We start from the raw sequence: 20168 nt of genomic DNA, 5'->3' as shown, positions 1-20168 counted from the left end.
ATAGCTGTCCGCCGTGTGCATCTTGTGCGCGAGGGCCGGCGAAATGAGGAAGGCAAGACACGAATGGCAAACATACTCGTAGTGGATGATGAAATGGGTATCCGTGAGTTGCTCTCGGAAATTCTGGGCGACGAAGGACATGCTATCCAGCTGGCCGAAAATGCGCAGCAGGCGCGTGAAGCGCGTGCCGCCGGTGCGCCGGATCTGGTATTGCTGGATATCTGGATGCCCGACACCGATGGCGTGACCCTGCTCAAGGAATGGCAGCGTGACGGCTTGCTGACCATGCCGGTGATCATGATGTCGGGCCACGCCACCATCGATACGGCGGTCGAGGCGACGCGCATCGGTGCCATGAATTTCCTGGAAAAACCGATTGCTCTGCAAAAACTGCTGAAAGCAGTCCAGCAAGGCTTGACGCGGGCACAGGAAACCGTGCGCGCGCCGAGCGTGGCGCCGCGTCCCATGGCACCCGTGGTGGCCGAAGAAAGCAGCCATCCCGTGCCCAGTTTTGGCGGCAGTGCGCCGCAACAGCTGATGGTGCGCCCAGGCATCGCCGTACCGGCGGTGGCTGAAGGCCATGGCTATAACCTGTCGTTCGATTTGCCGTTACGCGAGGCGCGCGACGCGTTCGAGCGCATGTATTTCGAACACCACCTGGGCCGCGAAGGCGGCAGCATGACCCGCGTGGCGGAAAAAACAGGCCTGGAACGTACCCATTTGTACCGCAAGCTGAAACAGTTGGGCGTCGAACCGGGCAAGCTGGCCAAGAAAAGCCTGTGACGGCAGCCGTGCGGCGTCCGACGCCGCTGACCCTTGTCAGCGGTGGACGCGCCGCCGGGCGCGAGGCCTCCATCGCGCAAGCCTTGGCGCTGGACGAGCCGGCCGCCGTGATCCTTGAGGGATTGGCTGACGGCAACGCCATCCTGGCCGACCTGGCCGGGCAAGTTTCCCCTTCTCCACCATTTCCATTGCAACTGTTGCGCATCGCGCCCGGTTGCCTGTGCTGCAGCGGCAATCTCGTATTGCGTGTAACATTGAATCGTCTGCTGCGCCATCCTCCCGCGCGCTTGTTCATCAGCCTGGCCGATGCCACGCACATCGAACAATTGCGCGCCTGGCTCACTGCCAGTCCCTACGACGTCCTGCTGGCGCTGCAAGCCGACATCGTGCTTTCTTGACGATTTCCTGATGGAATTGCCGCACTTGCCTTTGCATCTCGTTACAACTCTGTAGCCCGCCGGGTGGCATGGCGCTTGAAATGGCGCCGTATCAGCCCCACCTCTGTTCTGAAACCGCAGGAGGCTCTCCTACTTGAGCGAAGGATGCAAAATGAATCTGATCTATAACAGCGAACAATACAGCGTCGTGGAATTCGGCGCCGACGTCGACCTGGAAGCCCTGCGCTTTGGCGGCTATGAAATCGTCGACAAGGGCTGCAAACGCGAGACGTTTATCGCCGGCATCCTTGCGCAAAACTTCCGCCGCGACGTGACGGAATTGATCGCCAGCGAACCCAGCATGGAAGAGATCGATGAATTTTTGGGCAGCTACGATTCCCTCATGAGCCAGCCAGTCCTGTTGCACTAGGGTGGTGGCTATCGTCACCATACCAATCCGCCGGGCGGCATGGTATGGTGGCCGTGTTATCCAGCTGCAAACAGACCATGTGCCAACTTCTCGGAATGAATTGCAATGTCCCCACGGACATTGTCTTTAGTTTTACCGGCTTCGCCATGCGCGGCGGCCATACCGATACCCACCATGACGGCTGGGGCATCGCCTTTTTCGAGGGCGCCGGCGTGCGCCATTTCGTCGACCACCAGGCGGCCATCGCCTCGCCCGTGGCCGAACTGATCAAACGCTACCCGATCAAGTCGCGCAATGTCATCGCGCATATCCGCAAGGCCACGCAAGGCCAGGTGGCGCTGGAAAATTGCCACCCGTTCGTGCGCGAACTGTGGGGCCGCTACTGGGTATTCGCCCACAATGGCGATTTGAAACAATTTCATCCCGTGCTGACGGGCAGTTACCGCCCCGTCGGCTGCACGGACAGCGAACTGGCTTTCTGCTATCTGCTGCAGGAATTGCATGCGCGCTTTGGCGATGCTCCTCCGGCCTTGCCGCAACTGCATGCCGCGCTGGCGGAATTGTTGCCCAGCATCGCCGCCCACGGCACCTTCAACATGATGCTGTCGAGCGGCGAGGCGCTGTTTGCCCATTGCTCGACCAGCTTGCACTATCTGGTGCGACAACATCCGTTTCCAACTGCTAAACTCTCCGATGAAGACCTGAGCGTGGACTTTTCCCAGGTGACGACGCCCCAGGACCGCGTGGCCGTGATCGTTACCCAGCCGCTGACGACGAATGAGCAGTGGACGGCGTTTGCGCCCGGTGAATTGAAATTATTTGTCGACGGGATGGTGTAAGACACGCCAGCGGCCTAATTTGTTGACGACAATACGCCGGATTGCTGCCAAAATACCCACAGCGCGGGCGAAATTCAGCTAAAGTATTGTCAATAGTGAACCTTGATGCGGGCACCGCGCGGCCGGTGTCACTCGACCTGATTGATGAAGACTTAATGATCGATATTTCCAGCAATGACATCACCCCGAAACCCTTGCGCGTGCGCGAGTTCTATCTGGGTCGACAACCTATCCTTGACCGCAATCAAGCCCTGTTTGGCTATGAGTTGCTATTCCGCAACGCTCCGGTCGGTCCCGCCAACATCACCAGCGACCTGTCCGCCACGGCTTCCGTGATCGCCCACGCATCCCAGCTGGGGATGGAAAAGGTGATCGGCGACGCGCTCGGTTTCGTCAACGTCGATGCCGACGTGATCATGAGCGATATCTTCGTTTTCCTGCCACGTGAAAAAGTCGTGCTGGAAATCGTCGAATCGATGCCCGTCACGCCGGAAGTGCGCGCGCGCATCAGTGAACTGGTGGGCCACGGTTTTACTTTCGCGCTGGAAAACGTGGTGGCCGACACGTCGCAAGTGCAGGAACTGTTGCCGCTGGTGCAATACGTCAAGATGGACATGAGCACGGTCGACCCGAAAGTGCTGGCGGCGCTGGCGCCCCGTTTCAAGCAGGAAAGCAAGAAACTGGTGGCGGAAAAGGTCGAGACGCGCGAAGAATTCAAGTCGGGCCTGGACCTGGGCTTCGATTATTTCCAGGGTTATTATTTCGCCAAGCCCGCCATCATGACGGGCAAGAAGCTGTCGCCGTCGCAACTGGCCGTCATGGAACTGATGACACTGGTGACGTCCGACGCCGACAACATGGATATCGAGCGCGCCATCAAGCGCGATGTGTCGCTGGCCCTGAACTTGCTGCGCCTGGTCAATACACCGGCCGTGGGTGCGCGCCAGCGCATCGATTCGCTGAGCCAGGCCGTGACCGTGCTGGGCCGCCGCCAATTGCAGCGCTGGCTGCAAATCATGCTGTACGCGGAGCCAAGCAAGCGCGGCCATAGCATGACGCCGCTGCTGATGCTGGCCACCACGCGCGGCCGTTTGCTCGAATTGCTCGCGCATAAACTGCGACCGAACCACGCCCATTCGGCCGATATCGCCTTTACGGTCGGCATCATGTCCCTGATGGATACCCTGTTCGGCGTGCCGATGTCGGAAATCCTCAGCCAGATCGAAGTGATCGATGAAGTGGCTGAAGCGCTGCTGTCGCGCGAAGGCTTCTACGGCGACCTGCTGCGCCTGGCCGAATGCATCGAGCGCATCGAAGACATGGAAGGCGAGATCGTACCGACCCTGCGCGACCTGGCCATGTCGCCGGACGACCTGGTGGAGCTGGAAATGGCCGCTTACGAATGGAGCGATAACGTTGTCAGGTATGCGCTGTAGGTCGGATTAGGCCCAAAGGGCCGTAATCCGACAACATTGTTGGCAATGGTGGTGGTGTTGTCGGATTACGCGCAAGCGCTAATCCGACCTACCCGCTGTCGTAGCGCCCCTTAAAAGCCCTGCACGGCATCGCCGTGACAGGGCTTTTTTACGCCGCTACGCTGCCGCGCCGGGCCAGTGCTTGTGCAGCTCGGGGTCGGTGCGCAGTTCCCACAGTGCCAGCACGACGACGGCGATGCCGACGATCAGCTCGTTCCACATGACGACGCGCTGGTCGGCCAGCCGCAGGACCCATGGCGAGACGGCGACCCAGACGCCCACCAGCAGGTTGACGACGACGGCCCAGAAATAGGTCTTGTACAGGTCGAAGGCGGCCAGCACGGCGATCACCAGGCCCGAGGCAAAGGCGTTGATCATCTGCGGTGAGCCTTCGGAATAGGAAAAAGCCCAGGGCGAAACGAGCAGCCACAGGCCCAGCAACAGGATCACTTGATCTTGCCAGCGTTTCAGTTTGAAATTGCTTGCCATATATCCTCCTTAGCCAGTCAGGGAACGGGCCGGAGCGGGCATGCAGCATGCCGACCGGCATACTGCGTTAGTGCGCTGCGGCGCGCGATAAGTTCCGCGCGCCTTGTGCTTATATTATGGCATTACGACAGATTCGGCGCCAGCCAGCGTTCCACGTCCTCGATGCTGGCGCCGCGGCGCTTGGCCATGTCTTCCACCTGGTCCATGCCGATCTTGCCGACGACGAAGTATTTCGACTCCGGGTGGGCAAAATAGAAGCCGGAGACGGCCGCGCCGGGGAACATGGCATACGATTCCGTCAGCTGCATGCCGATGTCCTCGGCCTGCATGACCTCGAACATCTCTTTCTTGACCGTGTGCTCGGGGCAGGCCGGGTAGCCGGGCGCGGGGCGGATGCCGACATATTTTTCGCCGATCATGTCGTCATTGCTCAGCTTCTCGTCCGGCACATAGCCCCACAAATCCTTGCGCACGCGCTCGTGCAGGTATTCGGCAAATGCCTCGGCCAGACGGTCCGCCAAGGACTTCAACATGATGGACGAGTAATCGTCGTGCGCGTCCTCGAAGCGCTTTTCGTATTTCTCGATACCCAGGCCGGACGTGACGGCGAACATGCCGATGTAATCGTTCACGCCCGATGCTTTCGGCGCGATGAAGTCGGCCAGGCACTGGTTCGGCCGTTGCACGCCGTCGACCACGGGTTTGACGCCCTGCTGGCGCATGCCGTAATACGTGAACGCCACGCTACTGCGCGTATCGTCCGTGTACACCTCGATATCGTCGTCATTGACGCTGTTGGCCGGCAGCAATGACACGACGCCATTGGCCGTCAGCCAGCGTCCGTCGATGAGTTTTTTCAGCAGGGCCTGGCCTTCCGCATAGACCTTGGTGGCCGCGTCGCCCACCACTTCATCCGTCAAAATGGCGGGGAAGGGGCCGGCCAGGTCCCAGGTCTGGAAGAACGGGCCCCAGTCGATGTAATTGGCCAGGGTGGCCAGGTCGACATTTTTAAACACGCGGCGGCCGATGAACTTCGGTTTCACGGGCGTGCAGGCGCCGTCGAAGGCCACGATCATCTTGTTGGCGCGCGCCTGCGCCAGCGGCAGGATGGGCAGCGCCTTCTTGTTGGCGTGCTGTTCGCGGATGCGCGCGTAGTCGAGTTCGATGTCTTGCACATACTTGTCGCGCTGTTCCGGCGTCAGCAACGATTGCGCCACGGACACGGAACGCGAGGCGTCCGGCACGTAGATCACGGGGCCTTCGTAGTTGTGCGCGATTTTCACTGCCGTGTGGGCGCGGCTGGTGGTGGCGCCGCCGATCAGCAGGGGAATCTTCAGCATGCGGAAATGCTCGTCGCGCTGCATTTCCTTGGCGACATACGCCATTTCTTCCAGCGACGGCGTGATCAGGCCGGACAAGCCGATGATGTCCGCGTTTTCCACCTTGGCGCGGGCGAGGATTTCCGAGCACGGCACCATCACGCCCATGTTCACCACTTCGAAGTTATTGCATTGCAAGACTACCGTGACGATATTCTTGCCGATGTCATGCACGTCGCCCTTGACGGTCGCCATGATGATCTTGCCCTTCGGCTTGGCGACGATGCCCGTGCGCTTTTCTTCCAGCAGCTTTTCTTCCTCGATGAATGGAATCAGATGGGCCACGGCCTGCTTCATCACGCGCGCCGATTTCACCACTTGCGGCAGGAACATTTTACCTTGGCCAAACAGGTCGCCCACCACGTCCATGCCGGCCATCAGCGGGCCCTCGATCACGTGGATGGGGCGCCCGCCATTGTGCAGCAGCTCCTGGCGCGCTTCTTCCGTGTCTTCCACGATGAATTGCGTGATGCCATGCACCAGCGCATGCGACAGGCGTGCCTGTACGGTGCCTTCGCGCCAGGCCAGGGTTTGCGCCTCGGCCTTGCCGCCCGCCTTCAGGGTGCCGGCGATCTCGATCATGCGCTCGGTCGAGTCTTCGCGGCGATTCAGCACCACGTCTTCCACGCGCTCGCGCAATTCCGGGTCGAGGTTGTCGTACACGCCCACCATGCCCGCGTTGACGATGCCCATGGTCATGCCGGCCTTGATGGCGTGGTACAGGAAGACGGTATGGATGGCTTCGCGGGCTGGATCGTTGCCACGGAAACTGAACGACACGTTCGACACGCCGCCCGAGATCTTTGCGTACGGCAGGTTTTCCTTGATCCAGCGCGTGGCATTGATGAAGTCGACGGCGTAGTTGTTGTGCTCTTCGATGCCGGTGGCCACGGCAAAGATGTTCGGGTCGAAAATGATGTCTTCCGGCGGGAAGTCCAGCGCATCGATCAATAAATGGTATGCGCGGGCGCAAATCTCGATCTTGCGCTCGAAGGTATCGGCTTGCCCCTTTTCATCGAAGGCCATGACGATCACGGCGGCGCCATAGCGGCGGCACAGTTTCGCCTGGCGCAGGAATTCCGCCTCGCCTTCCTTCATGGAAATGGAATTGACGATGGCCTTGCCCTGCACGCATTTCAGGCCCGCCTCGATGACCGACCATTTCGACGAGTCGACCATGATGGGCACGCGCGAAATATCGGGTTCCGAGGCGATCAGGTTCAAAAAGCGCGTCATGGCGGCCAGCGAGTCGAGCATCGCTTCATCCATGTTGATGTCGATCACTTGCGCGCCGTTTTCCACTTGCTGGCGCGCCACGGAGAGCGCCTCGTCGTATTGCTCGTTGAGAATCATGCGCGCGAACGCTTTCGAGCCCGTGACGTTGGTGCGCTCCCCCACGTTGACGAACAGCGACTCGTCGTTGACGACGAACGGCTCCAGGCCGGCCAGGCGCAAGTCGTGCGACGGGGCCGGCACGGTACGCGGCGTATTTTTTGACAGCAACTCGCCGATGGCGGCGATGTGCTCGGGCGTGGTGCCGCAGCAGCCGCCGGCCATGTTCAAAAAGCCCGCGTCGGCAAATTCGCGCAGCAGGGCGGACGTGTCGGCTGGCAACTCGTCAAAGCCCGTGTCGCTCATGGGGTTGGGCAAGCCCGCGTTCGGGTAGATGCAGACGAAGGTGTCGGCGATCCTGGCCAGTTCTTCCGCGTACGGGCGCATCAGGGCGGCGCCCAGCGCGCAGTTCAGACCGATGGTCAGCGGTTTCGCGTGGCGCACGGAATTCCAGAAGGCGGGCACGGTCTGGCCCGACAAAATGCGTCCCGAGGCGTCCGTGACGGTGCCGGAAATCATCAGCGGCAGGCGCACGACGGTCGGATTTTGCTCGTAGAACAGGTCGATGGCGAACAGGGCCGCCTTGCAGTTCAAGGTATCGAAAATGGTTTCCACCAGCAGCACATCGGCGCCCCCTTCCACCAGGCCCTGCGTCTGCTGCAGGTAAGCGGCCACCAGCTGGTCGAAACTGACGTTGCGCGCGGCCGGGTCGTTCACGTCGGGCGAGATCGATGCCGTCTTCGGCGTGGGGCCCAGGGCGCCGGCGACGAAGCGCGGCTTGTCCGGGGTGGAATACTTGTCGCAGGCGGCGCGCGCCAGTTTTGCCGCCTGCACGTTCATTTCATAGGCCAGGTGGGCCATGTGGTAATCGTCTTGCGCGATCGTCGTGGCGCCGAAGGTATTCGTTTCGATCAGGTCGGCGCCGGCCGCCAGGTAGCGCTCGTGGATTTCCTGGATGATGTGCGGCTGGGTGAGCGTGAGCAGCTCATTGTTGCCTTTAACGAACAGTTCGCGCGCGCCACTGTCGGCCGGCGCGGCGAAATCGATGAAGCGGCCGGCGGGGCCGCCACGGTACGCTTCTTCGTCGAGCTTGTATTGCTGGATGATCGTGCCCATGGCGCCGTCGAGGATCATGATCCGCTGCGCCAGAATGGCGCGCAAGGTGGCTTCGGTCGGGGACATGGCGGAGATCACGGTATCGTTCATTTCATGCTTTCAATAGGCAAACGGGCGGCGGCGCGGCGACAAGACAGGTACGGGGCGGTTGCGGGTCAGCAGGATCCGCTGACGGAGAGTGCCGGCCGGGTAGGGCAGGCAGAAGGTGGCAATCGCCTGATTTCACCGGGTCTAAAATTATACGGCATCAGGCTGCTTTGGTTTTAAGCAAAAGCGGCCGTTCGCCCCACGGCAAGCTTTCTTGCAACACATCGCCTTGCGCCGCACCTGTTTCTGAAAATGCCATTCCTGAAAATCTTGCTCAAAACGTTAATTCTTCCACCAAAATTGGCAGAAATGGATGTCGACCAAGGTGCGGAAAAATTTTTACATTATTTGTGCCATATCAGCCTGTTTTTAATGAATCAAAAGCAGCAATAGTTGTCTTTAGGAATCGAATTAACCGATAATATTGGTTCCTCGAAAGTAAATTCTCACCAAAAGTCACCAATATGTCACATTTTTCTCGTGTCCTCCCCTGCATCGCGCTGCATCAGCATGGTTGCCAGCCATGAAAAACTATTTGCTAGTTGCATTGTTTGTCATGTTGGGTCTGTCCGCCTGCGGCGGCGGTGGTGGTGGCGACACGGTGGTGACGACCACCTCGGGCAATCCCGTCGTGATTCCTGCCGTGACGGCCGTCTCGGCGGCGAATGTCGCCGTCGGTGGCAGCCTGGTGGTCACGGGCACGAATTTGAGCCGCGTGACGGCCTTCCAGGTGGGCGGCGTGACGCTTGCCACCAGCGCCGCCAGCGACACCAGCGTGACTCTGGCCATGCCGGGCGTGCCCGTATCGGGCGCCTTGAGCCTGGTCAGCGCCAGCGGCACGGCGGCCACCAGCTATAACGTCAATGTGTACCTGCCATTGAGCGTGGGCAGCATCGCACCAGCGACGGGCGGCGTCGGTTCCAGCGTGACGATCGCGGGCGGCGGCATGGGTGCCGTGACGGCGGTGCAGTTTGGCAATGGTGCGGCGACGACGCCGCAAAGCCAGACGTCCGGCAGCGTGACCGTGGTGGTGCCCCTGGGTGCGGCAACGGGGGCACTGACGGTGCGCGGTCCGTACAACGATGCCATCAGCAGCGATGCGTACAAGGTCTTGGCGAGCGTGGTCGTGACGTCGATCACGTCCGCCGTCAACAGCGGGACCTTGTCGGTGACGCTGCAGGGCAGCAATCTTGACCAGGTCAGTTCGGCGTCGGTGGGCAAAACGCCAGCCGTGATCGTCAGCGCCAGTGCCAGCCAGCTGGTATTGTCTGCACCAGGCTCGGCAACGGGCGATGTGATGCTGTCAGCCGCTGCGCGCATCGCCGTCAATGCGGGTACGGTGTCGGCCTTTACCCTGGGCAGCATTGATTTCGCGCAGGTACTGAACTTGAACGCCAGCAATACTGCCTTGCACCTGACGCGCGGCAAGCAGGCCGCCGTGCGCGTGTCCGTGCTGGCCTTGCAAGCGGGCCAGGCCAGCCCCGCCGTGACCTTGATTGCGACCGCCGCCAATGGCAGCAATCTGGGCAGCATCAGCATGAGCGGTCCCCAGGTCTTGCCGACGGCGAAAAGCGATTACAGTTTCAACGGCAATTTCAGTGCCGTCCTGCCTGCAGGCTGGATCTTGCCCGGCGTGCGCGTGCGCGTGACGGCCGTGGGCAATGACGGCGTGCAAGTGAGCCAGGAAGCGGCGCCTGCCGTTTCCAGCGCGGCGCGCATCCGCCTGGTACTCGTGCCCTTGAGTACCGATGATGGCGTGGCACAATTGCCTGACGCCAAGGATATCCGCGCGGCGCTGCTGCGCGTCTATCCGTATGCGTCGGAAGACATCAGCATCACCACGCGCACTGCGCTGAGCATGCCTGGCAGCAGCACGGCCGACAGCTGGTGGAGCAACGCCCTGGGAGAGCTGGAAAGCAAGCGGGTACAGGAAGACAGCGGCGCCTATTATTATGGTTTCGTACCGAAAATGTCTGTCACCCGCGCCGCGGGCCTGGCCTATATCAACGGCCGCAGCAGCGGCAGCGACAGCACCTCGGCCATCGGCCTGGACGCCAGGTTCGATACCAGCGCGGCGTTCGATCCCTTCGGCAATGGCTGGCCTGAATGGCTGACCACGCTCGTGCATGAACTGGGCCACAATCACTCGCTGCAGCACGTTCCCTGCGGTAGCCCGGCTGGTGCGGTGACCGATTACCCGTATGCAAATGGTGAATTGGGCCCGCAACCGCTGTACAACAGCGACTATGCGGGCAACATCGGCCAGCTGAGCAAGGCAGTCAATGGCGGCACGCCGATGAAGGATGTGATGAGCTATTGCAGCGGCGCCTGGTTCTCCGACTACAGTTATGCGCGGGTGCAGCAATTCCTGGAAAAACGCAGCACGCAAATAACGGGCAGCAATGTGCTGGCCGCCAGCATGTCCGTGGCCGAAAATGGCTACCTGACCATTTCCGGCCGCATCACGCCGGCCGGCGTGGGGCTGCGTCCCGCCATTGCCTCGTCCACGCGTGTGGGCGCGGCGGCCAGCGGCAGCGGCCAGGCGTACACGCTGCGGGTTTTGACGGCATCGGGAACGACTATCGACTTGCCCTTCGACGCGGTCACCGTGGCCGACCATGGCGGCAGCGCCATGCGCCATTTCCGTGTCAGTTTCGCCAACCCGGGCGATATCAGCGATGTGGAAGTATTCTCAAATGGTAAGCCTTTGCCCCGGCTGGAGCGTTCGGCGCGCCGCAGCAAGGCCGCCAACGATGGCAGCTTTGAGGCAGCGCAAAGCGCTGGCAAGCTGGCGCTGGTCTGGGATGCCCAGGCGGAACCGTACGCCGCCGTGCTGCACGTGGCCGCCGATGGCCGCAAGACGGTGGTCGCCAGCGGCTTGACGGGTGGAAATGCCAGCGTCGACGTCAGCGCCTTGCCGGCCGGTGGCCGTTTCGAGGTCAGCCTGTCGTCGTCCGTGGGCGGACGGTTGATGAAGGTGCAGCGCCGCTAAGGCCGTGGCTGGACGTAAAAAGGGCTTGCCGCGGCAAGCCCTTTTTTTATGGCGCCAGGTTCTTAAACGAAGCGTTTGCCTTCGAGCGGGAAGCCCTTGATGAATTCGGCCGCGGGCAGGCGCTTGCCGCCCGGTTTTTGCAGTTCCGTCAGGCGCAGCGAGCCATTGCCGCAGGCCACGACGATGCCGAGCTGGGCGTCGGCCGCCAGCACCTGGCCCGGCGCTTCCTTGCTGTCCGCTTCGAGTACCTCGGCGGCCCAGATCTTGATGGTCACGCCATCGACCTGGCCGCAGGCGCCGGGAAACGGATTGAAGGCGCGGATTTTCAGGCCCAGTTCCAGCGCGGGCTGGCTGAAATCGAGCGCCGCCTCGTCCTTGGCGATTTTTGCCGCATAGGTGACGCCCGCTTCCGGCTGCGGCACGGCTTCCAGCGGCTGCTGCTGCATCTTGCGCAAGGTCTCGACGATCATCTTGCCGCCCAGCATGGCCAGCTTGTCGTGCAGGCTGGCGGTGGAGTCGCCCGCTTCGATGGGCGTGCGCTCGATGGCCAGCATGGGGCCCGTATCGAGGCCTTCTTCCATCTGCATGATGGTCACGCCCGTTTCATCGTCGCCGGCCTCGATGGCGCGGTGAATCGGCGCGGCACCGCGCCAGCGCGGCAGCAAGGAACCGTGGATATTGATGCAGGGTTTGATGTCGAGTGTGCTGCGCGGCAAGATCAAGCCGTAGGCCGCCACCACCATCACGTCGTAATCGGTGGCCAGCAGGCGCTCGTGGGCCGCCTTTGCCTCGGCGGCGCGCTGCGGGTCCTTGCTGTCCATGCGCAGGGACAAGGGCTGCAGCACCTCGATGCCATGCTGCTGCGCATATTGCTTGACGGCCGAGGCGTGCAGTTGCATGCCGCGTCCGGCCGGGCGGTCGGGCTGGGTCAGCACCAGCGGAATGTCGAATCCCGCTTCGTGCAAGTCTTTCAGGGCCGTGGCGGCGAATTCAGGCGTGCCTGCGAAGATCACTTTCATATGGTTCCTTGACGTGAGGTGCGCAGGCCCGCGCCGGAGGCGCCAGGCTGGCATGGTGTAACGACGACTGTTGCTGCTTAGTCTACCAGCAGTGGCTTAGAAGCGGCGGTTCTGAGCGCGCAGGCTCGCTTCGCGCTCGAGACCACGGACTTCCTTGATCATCTTGGCCTTGATGCGGTTGCGCTTGAGCGGCGACAGGTATTCGACGAATACCTTGCCCAGCAAATGATCCATCTCATGCTGGATGCAGACTGCCAGCAAGCCATCGGCTTCCAGCTCGAACTGCTTGCCGTGGCGGTCCAGGGCGCGCACCTTGATGCGGGCCGGACGCTCGACGCCATCGTAGACGCCGGGCACGGACAAACAACCTTCGTCGTAAACCTGCTTTTCTTCGCTGGCCCAGGTGATCTCCGGGTTGATGAATACTTGCAGCTGGTTTTTCTCTTCGGTGATGTCGATCACCATCATCTGGATATGCGCGTCCACTTGCGACGCGGCCAGGCCGACGCCGGGGGCGTCGTACATGGTTTCGGCCATGTCGTCGATCAGGGTTTGCAGGCGCTCGCCAAATTCGGTGACGGGCTTGGCGATCGTGTGCAGGCGAGGATCGGGGTAACGCAGGATATTTAATATGGACATACGGATTCGACTGGTTAAGGTGGGCGCCGGTGCGCCTGATTATTCATGCCTGGGCCATGCGGACGATGGCAGGGCTATTTTATTTGAATGCGCTACGGTGGGGCGCGTATGGCGCAACGGCGCGGCAGATGCGTTTGCCAGTGCGCTATTCGTTTGCTGCAAAGGGAAATTTTATCACAGACGCCCATGGCGCTGTGGATGAGGGGCCGTTTTGCGGCGCCATTGCACGCATTGTTGCGCGCGTCGGTATCGCGTGCCTGCCAGGGCGCTAGCATGGGAGGGCACAGTACACAGCGAGGTTGTCATGCATGCACTTGCCACAACGGCGGACACGGCCACGGAACTGGCGGGCTGGCTGCGCCTGCAGCATCTGCCCGGCGTGGGTCCGGTGGCGGCGCGCGCCTTGCTGGTCCGCTTCGGCTTGCCGCCGGCCATTTTCGCCGCATCATTCGATGCCTTGCGCGAGGTGGTGCCAGCCAGCGTGGCGCGTGCCATCGTGCAAGCGCCCAAACCGGTGGCCAACAGCCAGCTGGCGCTTACCCTGCAGTGGCTGCAGCGGCCCGGCAATGCCGTGCTGACCCTGGCCGATGCCGCGTATCCGCCGCTGTTGCTGGAAATCGCCGATCCGCCGCTATTGTTATATGTACGGGGGCGGGCGGAACTGCTGTCGCGTCCCGGCGTGGCCATCATCGGCAGCCGCAATGCCAGCGCGCAAGGCATGCAGAATGCGGCCGCTTTTGCCCACGCCCTCAGCGCGGCGGGCCTGACCATCATTTCCGGATTGGCGCTGGGCATCGACACGCACGCGCACGAGGGCGGCTTGCGCGGCCCGGGCGCCACCGTGGCCGTGATCGGCACGGGCGCCGATCTGGTGTATCCGCGACGCAACCTTGATCTGGCGCAAAGAATTGCCGAACAAGGCTGCATCGTCAGCGAGTACGCGCTGGGCTTGCCTGCCATGCCCGGGAACTTTCCGCGTCGCAATCGGCTGATCAGCGGCCTGGCGCGCGGCGTGCTGGTGATCGAGGCGGCCGCGCAATCGGGCTCCCTGATCACGGCGCGCCTGGCCGGCGAGCAGGGGCGCGATGTGTATGCCTTGCCCGGCTCCATCCATGCGACTTTGGCCAAGGGTTGTCATGCACTCATCAAGCAGGGCGCCAAGCTGGTCGAGTCGGCCGATGACGTACTGCAAGAGTTGCAGTGGCTGGGCGGCGTTCCCCTCGTGCCGCCAGCGGTGGCAGACGAGACGCCGCTGCAGGCCGCGCTGGGCCACGATCCCGTCGACGCCGATACCCTGGCCGCGCGCAGCGGCCTGGCCATGGGCACGCTGATGGGGGAATTGCTGGCGCTGGAGCTGGCGGGCCTGGTGGAACGCTTGCCGGGAGGACTGTTTCAACGCTGTAAATGACAGCTTGTCACTTGTGTGGCGGCCTTGCCGCACAGGGAGGCTTTGTCGGCGCGCACTCTTGTGTCGTAGCGAACTTAGCTGATAGAGTAGAGCCATGTTCGATATCCTGGTGTACCTCTACGAGACTTACTATCGCCCCGACGCCTGCCCCGAGCCGGCCGTCCTGGCGCGCAAACTGTCGGCCGTCGGTTTCGACGACGTGGAGATTTCCGAAGCGCTGGTCTGGCTGACGGACTTGAACGCCATGGCGGGCGCCGAGCAAACCCTGACGGCCAGCTCCACGGGCACGCGCTTCTATGTCAAGCAGGAAAGCGACGTGCTGGGCACGGCCGCCATCGGTTTCATCCAGTTCCTGGAAAGCGCCAAGGTGCTCTCGCCGCTGCAGCGCGAAATCGTCATCGAACGGGCGCTGGCGCTCGACGAGGCGCCCGTGTCGCTGGGCAAGCTGAAAGTCATCGTGCTGATGCTGCTGTGGAGCCAGGGCAAGGAACCGGACGCGCTGATGTTCGACGATTTATTCGTCGACGACGAAGATCTCCCGCCGCGCCTGCTGCACTAGTATATAAACACCCCCGGTCGCACCTGGCGCCGCTGCCGCGCCATCTCCCTTACTATATGCGGCGGCACCGCACCCGCCAGCCCATTGTGTTTGCGCTGGCGCATTCTTGCTTGCAGATAACTTGCCGAATTCTTCAATAGGCGCTTATCATTGGCCGCTTGACAAGACCACAAGTCACAAGGCATTGCGCAGACAAAAGCGTCGGTGCCTGGCAATGCACTGTATGATGCGCATGCTGAAACTATCCTAGAGCATTTTTCGAGACCACAAAATATGACAAAAACCCTCATCATCGCCGAGAAGCCTTCTGTCGCGAACGATATCGCGAAGACGCTTGGCGGCTTCACCAAGCACGATGAGTACTTTGAATCGGACGAGTACGTCCTGTCGTCGGCGGTCGGCCACTTGCTGGAGATCGCCGTACCGGAAGAATTCGACGTGAAGCGCGGCAAATGGAGTTTCGCGCACTTGCCGATGATTCCACCGTATTTCGCGCTGAACCCGATCGCCAAGACGGAAGCGCGCCTCAAAGTATTAAACAAGCTGATCAAACGTAAAGACGTCACCACCCTCATCAACGCATGCGATGCGGGGCGCGAAGGCGAGCTGATTTTCCGCCTGATCGCGCAAAACGCGAAAGCCAAGCAACCGGTCAAGCGCCTGTGGCTGCAGTCGATGACGCCGGGCGCCATCCGCGACGGTTTCTCGCACCTGCGCAGCGATGAAGAAATGCTGCCGCTGGCCGATGCGGCCCGCTGCCGTTCGGAAGCCGATTGGTTGATCGGCATCAATGGCACGCGTGCCATGACGGCGTTTAATTCGAAAGAGGGCGGCTTCTATCTGACCACCGTGGGCCGCGTGCAGACGCCGACCCTGTCCATCGTCGTCGAACGCGAAGACAAGATCAAAAAATTCGTGCCGCGCGACTTCTGGGAAGTGCGCGCCGAATTCGTTTGCGCGGCCGGCATCTATGAAGGCCGCTGGCTCGACACGAAGTTCAAGAAGGACGAGAACGACCCCGAGAAGCGCGCCGAGCGCCTGTGGAGCAAGACGGCTGCCGACTCGATCGCCACCGCCTGCTGCGGCCGCCAGGGCATCGTCACGGAAGAATCGAAACCGACCACCTCGATGGCGCCGGGCCTGTTCGACCTGACCAGTTTGCAGCGCGAAGCGAACTCGCGTTTCGGCTTCTCGGCCAAGAACACCCTGGGCCTGGCCCAGGCGCTGTATGAAAAGCATAAAGTGCTGACGTATCCGCGTACCGATTCGCGCCACCTGCCGGAAGACTACATCCCGACCGTGCTGCAGGCGCTGGAAACGGTCAAGGAAAACAGCAACTACCACCAGTTCGCCAAGCAGATCGTCGACAAGGGCTGGGTCAAGCCGAACAAGCGTATTTTTGATAACACGAAGATCTCGGATCACTTCGCGATCATCCCGACGACGATCGCGCCAAAGAATTTGTCCGAGCCGGAACAAAAATTGTATGACCTGGTCACGCGCCGCTTCATGGCCGTGTTCTTCCCGCCTGCCGAATTCCAGGTCACCACGCGCTACACGGAAGTGTCCGGCCATCAGTTCAAGACTGAAGGCAAGGTCATGACCAATCCGGGCTGGCTGGCCATCTACGGCAAGGAAGCATCGACGGACGCCGACAAGGAAAGCAATGGCAACGGCAACCTGGTGCCGGTCGCCAAGGGCGAGAAAGTACAGACGGAAAGCGTCAACGCCAACGGCCTGGTCACCAAGCCGCCAGCGCGATATACCGAGGCGACGTTGCTGTCGGCCATGGAAGGCGCCGGCAAGCTGATCGACGACGACGAGTTGCGCGATGCGATGGCCGGCAAGGGTCTTGGCACCCCGGCGACGCGCGCGGCCACCATCGAGGGCTTGCTGACGGAACGCTATCTGATCCGCGAAGGCCGCGAACTGATCCCGACCGCCAAGGCCTCGCAGCTGATGACGTTGCTCAAAGGCCTGGGCGTCAATGAATTGACGGCGCCGGAGCTGACGGGCGAGTGGGAATACAAGCTGTCGCAGATGGAAAAAGGCAAGATTTCGCGTGAAGAATTCATGCGTGAAATCGCGCAGATGACGCAAATCATCGTCAAGCGCGCCAAGGAATACGACAACGACACGATTCCCGGTGATTACGCCACCCTGGAAACGCCATGCCCGAATTGCAGCGGCGTGGTGAAGGAAAACTACCGTCGTTTCGCTTGCACCAAGTGCGAATTTTCGATGAGCAAGACACCGGGTTCGCGTCAGTTCGAAATCGCCGAAGTGGAACAATTGCTGAAGGACCGCACCATCGGCCCGCTGCAAGGCTTCCGCTCGAAGATGGGCCGTCCGTTCGCCGCCATCCTGCGCATCGTGCGCGATGAAGAGATCAAGAATTTCAAGCTGGAATTCGATTTCGGCCAGAACGACGAGAGCGAAGATGGCGAAGGCGTCGATTTCACGGGCCAGACGCCCGTGGGACCTTGCCCCAAGTGCAATGCCGGCGTGTACGAAATGGGCCTGGCCTATGTGTGCGAACACAGCATGGCCAAGCCGAAGACGTGCGATTTCCGCAGCGGCCGCATCATCTTGCAGCAGGAAATCTTGCCGGAACAAATGGCAAAACTGCTCAACGATGGCAAGACGGACTTGCTGCCGGGCTTTGTGTCGCAGCGTACCCGTCGCCCGTTCAAGGCTTTCCTCGTGCGCGGCAAGGATGGCAAGGTGAGCTTCGAGTTTGAAGAGCGCAAGGCCAAGCCGGGCGCCAAGGTCAAGGCGGCAGCGACCGAGGTCGAAGGCGAAGAAGGCGCGGCGCCGGCGAAGAAAACGGCCGTCAAGAAAGCGGCAGCCGTCAAAAAGGCGCCAGCGAAGAAAGCCACGGCCGTGAAAAAGCCGGCCGCCAGGAAGGCGCCGGCGAAGAAAGCGGCAGCGGCGGAGTAATCGGGCGCCAGCCAGACAGGCAGACAAAAGCCAGGGATCGCTCCCTGGCTTTTTTTACGTCCCGATGCTACTTGGTGCCAGCCTGGCTCTTAGTCCAGGTAGTCGGAATACTCGCGCTGCGCGTAATTCTGCAAATTCGCCCACGGCTGCGCCTTGCTGACGGTCGGCTGCAGCTTGACGTCGACCCGGCGATAAAAAGTGTTGGCGCGGTCGCCGCTTTCGATGATCAGGGGAATCTGTTTTTGCTCATCCCACAGGATGCGCTGGAACACGCCATTCTTTTCCACTTCGCGCCAGCGCGCGCCCGTCACGTTCGACGCCTGTTTCGACAGTGGCATGGCGGTGATCAGTTTCGGGTCCAGCAAATAAAAACTGTTTTCCCAGGAACCGTCGAAATTGACGTTTTCGTACTCGGCCTTGGGAATCGAGACGACGATCTTGTCGTGTGCATCGATGTATTCCACGCGCACGGTGTTCTTTTCCAGCATCACGTGACGCGGTATCAGCACGGGATTGAAGTGCTTGTGTTCATGTTGCGTGGCCTTCAGCGCGACTTTGGTGGTTTCGCCATGCTTGTGGCCGGCATGCGCGTCGGTCGACGGCGCCAGCACGCGCTCGACCCACACGTGGCCGGGGCGGCGCAGCATTTTTTCTTCGTAGCGGCTTTCGCGCGTCACGCCTTCCGGCGTCAGCACGCGGCTGTAATAAGTGATGCCCAGGTCCAGGTCGGCGGGAGCGGAAGGGGTTGCAGGAGCGGCTTGCGCGCTGGCGGCAAAGCCGGCGGCCAGGAGGACGGCGATCAGGGTCGATTTCATGGTGTTGCCTTTACGTGCAGAGGGGCGGAGGGCAAAACTGCCATCCGCCCCGGTGGGGTTACCGTGTTGATGCAGATCAGAAGCCGAATGCCGCCTTCAGCAAGTCAAATACCTTGGTGTTGTCCAGCGTGCCCTTGAAGGCCTTGGCGCCGGCGCCCGTGGCCAGCAGCTTGACGTCGCCGCCGCCGTGGGTTTCGCTGGCCAGGCGCACGCCTGTTTCTTGCAGGTAGTTGTCGGACAGGGCCGTGGCGCTGTCGACGTTGGTGCGCAGGTCAGGGCGGTTCGGGCCGTTGCCGAACACCAGGGTGGTGTAGGTATTGCCGTCTTCATCCTTGCTTGGCGCGTTATCCTTGTAGCTACGGTTGATGTCGAGGATAGGGTTGCCGCGCTTGCCGTAGCCGTTGAACGCCAAGGTGTGGTCGTGGTCGGCCGTGACGACGATCAGGGTATTTTCCAGCTTCGGATCGGTTTCCCTGACCTTGTCGATGGCCGCCTTGATGGCGTCGTCGAAGGCGATGGTGTCGACCAGCGCGCGCTTGGCATTGATGCCGTGCAAAGCGTGGTCGATGCGGCCGCCTTCGACCATCAGGAAGTAGCCAGCATTGTTTTTCGACAGCAGGTCGATGGCTTTCAGCGTCATTTCCGACAGGCTAGGCTGGTTGGCGCCGTCGGCCGATGGCTTGGACGAGGTGCGGTCCAGTTCATAGTCGAGGTGGCTCTTCGCGCTGTACAGGCCGATGAACTTCTTGTTGGCTGGCGCGGCAAGCATTTCCGCTTTCGTCGCGGCCACGGTATAGCCCTTGGCCGCGAATTCCGTCAACAGGTTGCGGCCGTCGGCGCGGCCGCCCTTGTTGCTGGCCGACCATGGCGTGAAGTGGTTGCGTCCGCCACCCATCAGCACGTCCACGCCGTCGCCCAGGGCCGTGTTGTAGCCGGCGCCGCCCGGCGCCGTTTGCGCGGCGATCGCGTATTGCGCATTGCGGTTGCAGATGTGCGAGAAGGTCGTCGCCGGCGTGGCATGCGTCAATTCCGTGGTGGTGATGGCGCCCACGGCCTTGCCCTTGGCTTTCGCCAGTTCCAGGATGGTCGGCACGCTCTTGCCGCCGGCCGGGCAGTTGTCCACGCCCAGGTTGCCGTTGGCGTCGCGGCCGGGTTCCTTGGCGATGGTTTCCTGCGCCATCGAGATGACTTCATTGTTCATCTTGACGCCGGTCATGTAGGCGGCCATCGATGGGGCGCTGTCCGTCGTTTGCGCATCGTGCGAGAACGTCTTGATGCGCGCCGTGCGTTCCAGCTTGTCCATGTTCAGGCTGCCTTCTTCCTTGTACTTGAAGATGCGCGCCGCCGTCACGACGGAAGGGCCCATGCCGTCGCCGAGGAAGAAGATGACGTTCTTGGCGTCGGCGGCATAGGCGCTGGCGACGCTGGCGGCCACGAGCGTGGTCAGCAAGGAGAGTTTCAGGGCGGGTTTCAATGCGAGTTTCATGTG

Annotated in this window: 15 protein-coding genes; 9 read left to right on the top strand and 6 right to left on the bottom strand. The window is 61.5% G+C overall.

All coding sequences use genetic code 11. The features are described 5' to 3' along the window. The first annotated feature begins 63 nt into the window (after positions 1 to 63). The 5 genes from KY494_RS14165 to KY494_RS14145 all read left to right on the top strand — a co-directional run bounded on the left by KY494_RS14165 (position 64) and on the right by KY494_RS14145 (position 3865). Positions 64 to 783 carry a response regulator gene (locus KY494_RS14165; protein WP_219891360.1) on the top strand — a complete coding sequence of 240 codons (720 nt, stop codon included), beginning with the start codon at positions 64 to 66 and terminating at the stop codon, positions 781 to 783. Beyond that, positions 780 to 1181 carry a GTPase gene (locus KY494_RS14160; protein WP_219891359.1) on the top strand — a complete coding sequence of 134 codons (402 nt, stop codon included), beginning with the start codon at positions 780 to 782 and terminating at the stop codon, positions 1179 to 1181. Before KY494_RS14165 ends, KY494_RS14160 begins: the two co-directional genes overlap by 4 nt. Before the next feature lie 151 nt (positions 1182 to 1332). Further along, positions 1333 to 1590, top strand: coding sequence for a DUF3567 domain-containing protein (locus tag KY494_RS14155; RefSeq protein WP_219891358.1), 258 nt, complete (start codon positions 1333 to 1335; stop codon positions 1588 to 1590). 77 nt (positions 1591 to 1667) lie between these two features. Next, the gene (locus tag KY494_RS14150) at positions 1668 to 2429 is read left to right on the top strand and encodes a class II glutamine amidotransferase (RefSeq protein WP_219891357.1); all 762 of its coding nucleotides are present in this window, start codon (positions 1668 to 1670) and stop codon (positions 2427 to 2429) included. A 155-nt stretch (positions 2430 to 2584) separates the two neighbouring features. After that, positions 2585 to 3865: an EAL and HDOD domain-containing protein gene (locus KY494_RS14145; protein ID WP_219134959.1), complete on the top strand. Its 1281-nt coding sequence runs from the start codon at positions 2585 to 2587 to the stop codon at positions 3863 to 3865. Positions 3866 to 4021: 156 nt separating this feature from the next. Here KY494_RS14145 and KY494_RS14140 read toward each other — a convergent pair whose 3' ends face one another. Further along, positions 4022 to 4393 carry an SPW repeat protein gene (locus KY494_RS14140; RefSeq protein WP_219891356.1) on the bottom strand — a complete coding sequence of 124 codons (372 nt, stop codon included), beginning with the start codon at positions 4391 to 4393 and terminating at the stop codon, positions 4022 to 4024. Positions 4394 to 4515: 122 nt separating this feature from the next. Further along, positions 4516 to 8310 carry a methionine synthase gene (gene metH / locus KY494_RS14135; RefSeq protein WP_258194880.1) on the bottom strand — a complete coding sequence of 1265 codons (3795 nt, stop codon included), beginning with the start codon at positions 8308 to 8310 and terminating at the stop codon, positions 4516 to 4518. A 553-nt stretch (positions 8311 to 8863) separates the two neighbouring features. Here metH and KY494_RS14130 point away from each other — a divergent pair. After that, the gene (locus KY494_RS14130) at positions 8864 to 11299 is read left to right on the top strand and encodes an IPT/TIG domain-containing protein (RefSeq protein WP_219891355.1); all 2436 of its coding nucleotides are present in this window, start codon (positions 8864 to 8866) and stop codon (positions 11297 to 11299) included. 62 nt (positions 11300 to 11361) lie between these two features. Here the strand turns inward: KY494_RS14130 and fmt are convergent, their stop codons facing one another. Both fmt and def read right to left on the bottom strand, forming a co-directional pair. Continuing rightward, positions 11362 to 12318, bottom strand: coding sequence for a methionyl-tRNA formyltransferase (gene fmt, locus KY494_RS14125; protein WP_219891354.1), 957 nt, complete (start codon positions 12316 to 12318; stop codon positions 11362 to 11364). 96 nt (positions 12319 to 12414) lie between these two features. Further along, a complete protein-coding gene (gene def / locus KY494_RS14120) occupies positions 12415 to 12957 on the bottom strand; it encodes a peptide deformylase (RefSeq protein ID WP_219134964.1) in 543 nt (180 codons plus the stop codon). A 304-nt stretch (positions 12958 to 13261) separates the two neighbouring features. Between def and dprA the strand changes: the two genes are divergently transcribed. The 3 genes from dprA to KY494_RS14105 all read left to right on the top strand — a co-directional run bounded on the left by dprA (position 13262) and on the right by KY494_RS14105 (position 17864). Continuing rightward, positions 13262 to 14365, top strand: coding sequence for a DNA-processing protein DprA (gene dprA / locus KY494_RS14115; protein ID WP_219891353.1), 1104 nt, complete (start codon positions 13262 to 13264; stop codon positions 14363 to 14365). A gap of 94 nt (positions 14366 to 14459) precedes the next feature. After that, positions 14460 to 14924 (top strand): DUF494 family protein, encoded by a 465-nt coding sequence (locus tag KY494_RS14110; RefSeq protein WP_219134966.1) that lies wholly within the window; start codon positions 14460 to 14462, stop codon positions 14922 to 14924. A gap of 273 nt (positions 14925 to 15197) precedes the next feature. Further along, entirely contained in the window at positions 15198 to 17864 is a 2667-nt protein-coding gene (locus KY494_RS14105) for a DNA topoisomerase III (protein WP_219891352.1), read from the top strand. Between the two features lie 89 nt (positions 17865 to 17953). Here KY494_RS14105 and KY494_RS14100 read toward each other — a convergent pair whose 3' ends face one another. Then, on the bottom strand, positions 17954 to 18679 hold the full coding sequence (locus KY494_RS14100) for a hypothetical protein (protein WP_219891351.1): 726 nt from the start codon (positions 18677 to 18679) through the stop codon (positions 17954 to 17956). Positions 18680 to 18755: 76 nt separating this feature from the next. Next, on the bottom strand, positions 18756 to 20165 hold the full coding sequence (locus KY494_RS14095) for an alkaline phosphatase (RefSeq protein ID WP_219891350.1): 1410 nt from the start codon (positions 20163 to 20165) through the stop codon (positions 18756 to 18758). Positions 20166 to 20168 lie beyond the last annotated feature (3 nt).

Origin of the sequence: Janthinobacterium sp. PAMC25594, assembly GCF_019443505.1 — a bacterium.
Lineage (GTDB): Bacteria > Pseudomonadota > Gammaproteobacteria > Burkholderiales > Burkholderiaceae_D > Janthinobacterium.
Note: the sequence above shows the minus strand (reverse complement) of the source record. Positions and strands in the feature narration are given on the sequence as shown.